This window comes from uncultured Salinisphaera sp. (assembly GCF_964012375.1).
Classification (GTDB): Bacteria; Pseudomonadota; Gammaproteobacteria; order Nevskiales; family Salinisphaeraceae; genus Salinisphaera.
The window spans coordinates 1-6,331 of record NZ_CAXGSH010000139.1 but is presented as its reverse complement, the minus strand read 5'-3'; the positions used below and the strand labels follow the sequence as shown (position 1 = coordinate 6,331).

The 6,331-nt window shown below is 65.2% G+C and carries 6 protein-coding genes; 1 reads left to right on the top strand and 5 read right to left on the bottom strand.

The features are described 5' to 3' along the window. Positions 1-246: 246 nt before the first annotated feature. From ABNU97_RS16765 to ABNU97_RS16745, 5 genes are all read right to left on the bottom strand, one after another. A complete protein-coding gene (locus ABNU97_RS16765) occupies positions 247-1,293 on the bottom strand; it encodes a proline racemase family protein (RefSeq protein WP_348767811.1) in 1,047 nt (348 codons plus the stop codon). A 41-nt stretch (positions 1,294-1,334) separates the two neighbouring features. Then, on the bottom strand, positions 1,335-2,501 hold the full coding sequence (locus ABNU97_RS16760; RefSeq protein ID WP_348767810.1) for a zinc-binding dehydrogenase: 1,167 nt from the start codon (positions 2,499-2,501) through the stop codon (positions 1,335-1,337). A 131-nt stretch (positions 2,502-2,632) separates the two neighbouring features. Then, entirely contained in the window at positions 2,633-3,205 is a 573-nt protein-coding gene (locus ABNU97_RS16755) for a hypothetical protein (RefSeq protein WP_348767809.1), read from the bottom strand. A gap of 116 nt (positions 3,206-3,321) precedes the next feature. Next, positions 3,322-4,248 (bottom strand): glutathione S-transferase family protein, encoded by a 927-nt coding sequence (locus tag ABNU97_RS16750; protein ID WP_348767808.1) that lies wholly within the window; start codon positions 4,246-4,248, stop codon positions 3,322-3,324. 82 nt (positions 4,249-4,330) lie between these two features. Beyond that, complete coding sequence (locus tag ABNU97_RS16745) at positions 4,331-5,509, bottom strand: MFS transporter (protein WP_348767807.1); 1,179 nt, start codon at positions 5,507-5,509, stop codon at positions 4,331-4,333. Positions 5,510-5,660: 151 nt separating this feature from the next. Between ABNU97_RS16745 and ABNU97_RS16740 the strand changes: the two genes are divergently transcribed. Next, the coding region (locus ABNU97_RS16740) for an amidohydrolase family protein (protein ID WP_348767806.1) at positions 5,661-6,331 on the top strand (671 nt) is incomplete at its 3' end.

Genomic DNA, 6,331 nt, shown 5'->3' with positions numbered 1-6,331 from the left:
CGATGTCTGGTTGACCACGCCGGGCGCGATCGCCCGCCATTTCGAAGCCGTTGCGCCGTAGCGTCCTTTCGAAAGCGTCATGAGCGGACAGTGCATTGGCCGTGCGTGGCTCGGTCAGGTCGGCGACCAACGCGGTCGTTGTACGGCGCCGCGAAACCGGTCCGCCACTTCCGCCTGTTGCGTTCATAGGCGGAATGAATACATCCAAGAACGACGCGCCCGCCGCGACGAGCGAACACGCAAAACTTAGTCCCGAGATTGTGTGCAGGTCAGGATGCCGCGCAGCTGGGAACTGTCGACCAGTTCGTCGTCCGGGTTCACAACGATCTGCGAGCGGGCGAGGACGTAGGCCTTGCCGGTGATGGTGTTTTCCACCACGTCGTAGCCGCCGGCCCGGGCGACGCGCGTGAACGTGCCCAGAAAGCTCGATCCGCGCAGCGACACCGTTTCCAGGGTATCGCCCGGCTGCATGCGGCCTTCGTAGTGCATCAACGCCATGCGCGCGGAGGTGCCGGTGCCCGTGGTGCTGCGACAGATCACGCCGGGGTGTACATAGGTGGCCGAGCGCGAGCGATAGTGGCCGGCTCCGGTCTGTTCGACCTCGCCCATGAAGTGCAGAAACGGCAGCGGCCCGACATCGCCGAGCTCGTAATGGGAAAAGCCGCGTTCTTGCAGAATCGCCTCGACGATCGCCTGGGCACAGTGGGCCAGCCGCGACTCCTCGTCGCGGGTCAGCGAAAAGCCCAGCTCGGCGGCGTCCACCAGCGCATAGAAGCCGCCGCTATAGGCAATGCTGTAGGTCACCTCACCAATCAGCGGCACGTGAATCGTGGCGCGATGGGTATCGATATAGCTGGGCAGGCCTTCGCAGGTGATGGCCTCGACTACGCCGTTCTCGACCCGTGCTTCGATCGCCACGCGCCCGGCGGGCGATTCCAGCACGAACTGCTGGCGGCCTTCGCGCTTGGGGATCATGTGGTTGTCGAGCAGGGCAGTGGCCGTACAGATGGTGTTGGAGCCGGAATAGATGGGGTAACCCATCACTTCCATGATGATATAGCCGGCCTGCGCCTCGGGATTGGACGGCGGCACGATCAGGTCCACCGACATCTCCGGGATGCCGTAGGGCTCTTCGAGCAGGACGGTGCGCAGGCCGTCGGCATGGTCGCGCAGGTATTCCATCTGCTGGCGTACCGTTGCGCCGGGCAGGCGGATGATGCCGCCCACGACGATGCGGCTGACGTCGCCGCCGGCATGGGTATCGATGATCTGAAACGTCAGTTCTGCGCTCATGCCACGGTCTCTTGCAAAATGCTGCTGCGAATTCGGCGTGTTTAGGCGCTCAGCGCGTAGCGGGCGCCGTGCTGGTCCCACTGGCTGTCGGGTACGATCACGATCTTGCCCAGGTAATTGCTCGACCGATCCACGAAATAGCGCTCGGCTTCATGCAGGTCCGAGAGCTTGAACGCGGCATGCAACACCGGCTGAAGCTCACCGCCGCGAATCCAGCGCATGAGCTGTTCGGCCTCATCGCGGGTACCGTGGGAGACACCGAAAATCTGCACCTGATAGAGATAGATACGCGTCCAAAGCACCTCGCTGACATTGCCGCCGCTCGCACCGGCGATGCTCAGACGCGGATAGGTCCTGCGCCGGCCCATGTCGAAGATCATCGTATCGATGAAGCGATGCGTCATGTCGCCGCCCACCAGATCCATGACCGCATCGATGGGTTCGTCGCCGGTGGCCTCACGAACCGTCTGGGTGAAGTTCTCCATATCGGCACGATCAAACACCGCTTCGGCGCCGAGCGCGCGCAGCGCATCGGCCTTGTCGGGCGTGCTCAGCGCGTAGGGAATGGCGCCGATCACCCGGCACAGCTGGATGAGTGCCGTACCCACGCCGCCGCTGGCGCCGGTAACCAGCACGCGCTCGCCGGCGACGATATTCGCCGCCGTGAGCATGTGGTAGCCGGTCTGGTAGGAGCACATGCCCAGGCTGGCCAGTTCGGCGTCGCTCAGATCGTTGTCGATGGCATGGAACTGGTCGGCGGGCACGGCCACATACTCGGCATAGCCGCCGTCGGCGCCGTGGCCGTAGTAGTCGGGGGTGAGGTTGATGTCGCGCCGAGGGCCGTCGACTGTCTCGCCGTAGATATTGAAGTCCAGCAGGCCCCGGTCGCCGATGCGCGAGGCATCGATGCCGTCGCCGACCGCTGCCACCCGGCCGACGATATCCGCGCCCTGGATACGCGGGAACGTCAGCGTGGGCGTGCCGCCGATCGCGAACGAGGTCACGTCGCCGGCTTCACGCGTCGGGTAGAGGCCTTCACGAGCCTTGCGGTCGGTATTGTTCTTGGCCGTGGCGGTCACACGGACCACTACTTCGCCGGCCCCGGGTGTGGGGGTGCGCACATCGTCCTGGTAGACGAGCTTGTCCACGCCGCCGTGGCCGGTCAGCCGCATCGCGTGCATGGTGTCGGGCAGTGCTTGCGCAGTCATGGTGGGGCTCGTCGGTCGGTGCATCCAATTCATGACCGACGGTATCAAAGACGGCCGCGCTGCCCGTAATCCGATATGCGAAACGCGCCGGGCATAGCCGCCAACAGCGGCGCGTGCCGGCGCCGCCGGCTTCAACGCGCCTCGGCGACCAGCTCGGTCAGGCGTTGGGTGACCATCTTGTAGCGCTCCCGCGCGGCCTGGCTGCCCAGCGTGGTGGCCATGGCGCGATCCTGGGCCGGGACCACCGAGCGCACGTAGCTGATGCGGGCATCGCGATACGCGCGGTAGACGTTATCGCAGGCCGACTGCGCCCTTGCGGCCGCGCTGCGCGGGCTTACGCTGTAGTCCGCCGCATAGGGCATGGCCGCAGCATAGGCACACTGCCAATAGCGCTGATAGGCCGGCTCGGTTGGATCCTCGGGCGGGCCGCCCGCGCAGCCGGCCAGAAGCACGGCCGCGAGCATTGCGAGCAGCCCCGCGCCGCCTGCGCGTAGCGAATACGGCTCATTCATCGTGGCTGGCGGGGGCGTTGCGCTCGGTGGGTCGCTGGCCCTGTGGGCCCTTGGTGCCGGCGCTGGGAGTTTTGCGGCCTCGCGGCGCTGCTGGAACTTGCCCCATACGTCGCGCGCGGTGCGCTTGATACGTTCCTGGTTTTCCGGTTTGCGCAACCAGTTGGCGGCCATCGCGCCCAGTGCTCGTTTCATGACTCGGCCTCTATCGGCGGGTCGGGTTGATGAAACGATGATGGTGGCATGGACGGGCTGGTACAACGCCCCGGCTCGGTTTTTTCGCAATAGGCCGACGGCGGGGCCTGGCTGGACTACGCCTGTACTGCCTCGATACGAAAACCGTCGCGCGGGAAATGCACGCGAACGGGCTGTCCGTCCGGGCCGTCGCGTTGAATGGTCATGCTCTCGGCCGCGATCGATACCAGCTCGCCCTGGCTGGGTTCGGTGCCGTAATCGGTGGCCGCGACCGAAACCCGTGTGCCGGGCTTGAGTCCGGCTTCGACTGCGGCCGGCAGCGGTTGCCATTGCTCGCAGCGCGCGGCGATCTGCTGTGCCTGGCCGGCATCGATCTCCTCGCGGGTGCCGTGTCCCAGCGCGCGGATGCGATCGGCCCAGCCCAGCAGGTTCGGGTAATCATCAAGCAGGGGTGCTACGCCGGGGTTCGAGCGGATATACCAGAGCGGGTGATAGATCGAGAAATCGGCAATGCAGGGGCGCTCGCCGAACAGAAAGTCGCGGTCGGTCAGCTGTCGATCCAGCGCATCGAGCGTGGGCGGCAGAACGGCGTCGGAGTACGCCGCGTCCGGGCGTACGACATGGCCGCCCTTGAATAACGCCGCGCGGTCGGCACCAAAGCTGGCCAGATAGTCTTCGCCGAGTTTTTCGATGAGCACCTTACGACCGGCTGGACGAAACATCACCGGTACGGCGGCCAGGAACAGGCGCTTGTCGCCGAGCTGTTCGAGCCCGATGACGCTCGCGATATCGGTCTCCGGAAAAAGGCCGGGTGCCGGCGAGAGTCGCTCGATCTGACGTGTGATCAGATGCGTATCGGCATAGATGTCGCGCCCGATCTGCATGACCGGCGTCTTGCGATAGCCGCCGGTCAGGGCGACCAGGTCGGGTTTGGGCATGATGCGCGGAATCAGTACCGACTGCCATTCGAGCTGCTTGTAGCCCAGCACGGCCCGGACTTTCTCAGAAAAAGGCGACGCCTCGTAATGGTGAAGAATGATCATGGGCATATGCCGGCTCGAAACGAAAACACCGGCGCAGTCTGCCGGGACGCAAAGCCAGGCGCCAGTAATTCAGGCGCCCGATTCAAACGCTAGCTTGCCGATGCTGGCCTCGGGCCGCGGCATACACGCAATAACCGGCTACCGCAGCGAAGACCAGGCAAATACCCATCACCACGCCCCAGCCGGCCCATTCGTAGAGCGACACCATGACGCTGGAGCCCAGCGTGCCACCGGCGAATACGGCGGCCACGAACAAGGCGCTCACCGTGCCGGACTGCGAACGGGCGAAGTAGTCGTTGAGCAACACGATCTGTGTGGCCTGCTGAAACACCATGCTGCCGCACAGAAGCACCACGCCCACGACGAGCGCCGGGAACGAGCCCTGAATCACGCCGCATAGGCCGACGACGAACAGAACGGCCGCCACCAGTGTGGCATTGGGCAAGCCGCGGCTGATACGCGTGATCGCGGGTGCGCCCAGCGATGTGGCAATGCCGACGGCGTAACCGCCGTAGACGATGGCCAGCATCAATGCGCCGCCCCGCTTGTAGCCGATTTCGAATGGCAAACAGGTGAGTACCGTGGTCAATACGCCAAAAGCCAGTGCCAGGCCTGGGTAGGACAGAGTCACCTGGCAGCGCCAGCTCTTCTTTTGTTCGACCGGCGCGATCGTCGTATCGCCAGCGGTGGTCGGCCGGCGCGGTATTTCGCTGGCCAGTTCGGGCGGGTCGCGCAGCAGCCAGGCCGAGAAAAGCAGCATCGCCGTGATCGCGAGGCTGCCGATCTGCCAGTGTTCGAAGGTGACCGAACCGACCGCAATCAGCCGGCCGCCCACCCCGCCGACGATGGTGCCCGCGGTATAGAACGCCAGGTCGCGGGCGCGATTGTCCGAGCCCTGGATATTGGATGAACCGGTGATCACGGCCGGAATGAGCAACGGCAGCAGAAACACCTGCAGCGCGCGCAGGGTGAAATAGGGCAGCGAATCGAACGCCACGGCCTGTGCCGCGAACAGCGCGGCCAGCAGCAGTTCGGTGACGATGACGATACGCATCGCCCGCGCCACGGTAATGAAACGCCCGAACAACACCGGCCCCGAGGTAAGCACGATGAAGGCGAACGTCATCGGCATCGCGGCCCACAGCACCGATACATCGAAGCTGGTCTGGATACGCGCGGCCAGCGGCTGCGGAAAATAGATCGCCGCGGCCGCGGCCGCGCCGGCAACGCCCAGGCGTATGCCGTCTCGATAAGCACTCATGTGAGGGGTCCGATGAAACCACGAGACCTCTAGCAAGCCTGAATATGTCTGCTACATCAAATAACCGTGCGCGGTCTTTCAAGAAACGAACGCTCGTTCGGTGGTAAGTTGCCTGCACAACAACGAATCGCCTGATGCGCTGAGGAGCCCCATGGCCGCGAACGCCGACGTACTCGACCCCGACCGCCCGATCATCGACCCCCATCATCATCTCTGGGATCGTTCACGGCTGGCTCTGGGCGCCATGCCGTTTGCCGAGCATGGCTTCAGCCGCATGCTGCGCGATCGCTCGCGCTACATGCTCGACGAGCTGCTGGCCGATACCGACAGCGGCCACGACATCCGCGCGACGGTGTTCATCGAATGCCGGGCCATGTACCGCGCCGAGGGCGCGAAAGCCCTGCGCAGCGTGGGCGAAACCGAGTTCGTCAACGGCGTGGCCGCGGTGGCGGCCAGCGGCGTCTATGGCGATACGCGCGCCTGTGCAGGCATTGTCGGCCATGCCGATCTGCGCCTGGGCGCGGACGTGGCCGAGGTGTTGGAGGCCCATCTGGCGGCCGGGCAGGGGCGCTTTCGCGGCATTCGCCATAGTGCGGCCTACGATGCCGATGACAACGTGCTGGGGCCGTTGTCCACGCGGGGCACGCCGGCCCACTTGCTGCGCGACGCGGATTTTCGCAAGGGCTTTGCCGAGCTCGCACCGCGCGGGCTGAGTTTCGATGCCTGGCTGCTGGAGCCCCAGCTGCCCGATCTGGTCGACCTGGCGCGGGCGTTTCCGGACACCGCCATCGTGCTCGACCACGTCGGCGGACCGGTCGGTAT

Coding starts and splice junctions, on each gene's coding strand:
- ABNU97_RS16765 (WP_348767811.1), bottom strand. CDS start 1,293: ATGAGCGCAGAACTGACGTTTCAGATCATCGATACCCATGCCGGCGGC.
- ABNU97_RS16760 (WP_348767810.1), bottom strand. CDS start 2,501: ATGACTGCGCAAGCACTGCCCGACACCATGCACGCGATGCGGCTGACC.
- ABNU97_RS16755 (WP_348767809.1), bottom strand. CDS start 3,205: ATGAAACGAGCACTGGGCGCGATGGCCGCCAACTGGTTGCGCAAACCG.
- ABNU97_RS16750 (WP_348767808.1), bottom strand. CDS start 4,248: ATGATCATTCTTCACCATTACGAGGCGTCGCCTTTTTCTGAGAAAGTC.
- ABNU97_RS16745 (WP_348767807.1), bottom strand. CDS start 5,509: ATGAGTGCTTATCGAGACGGCATACGCCTGGGCGTTGCCGGCGCGGCC.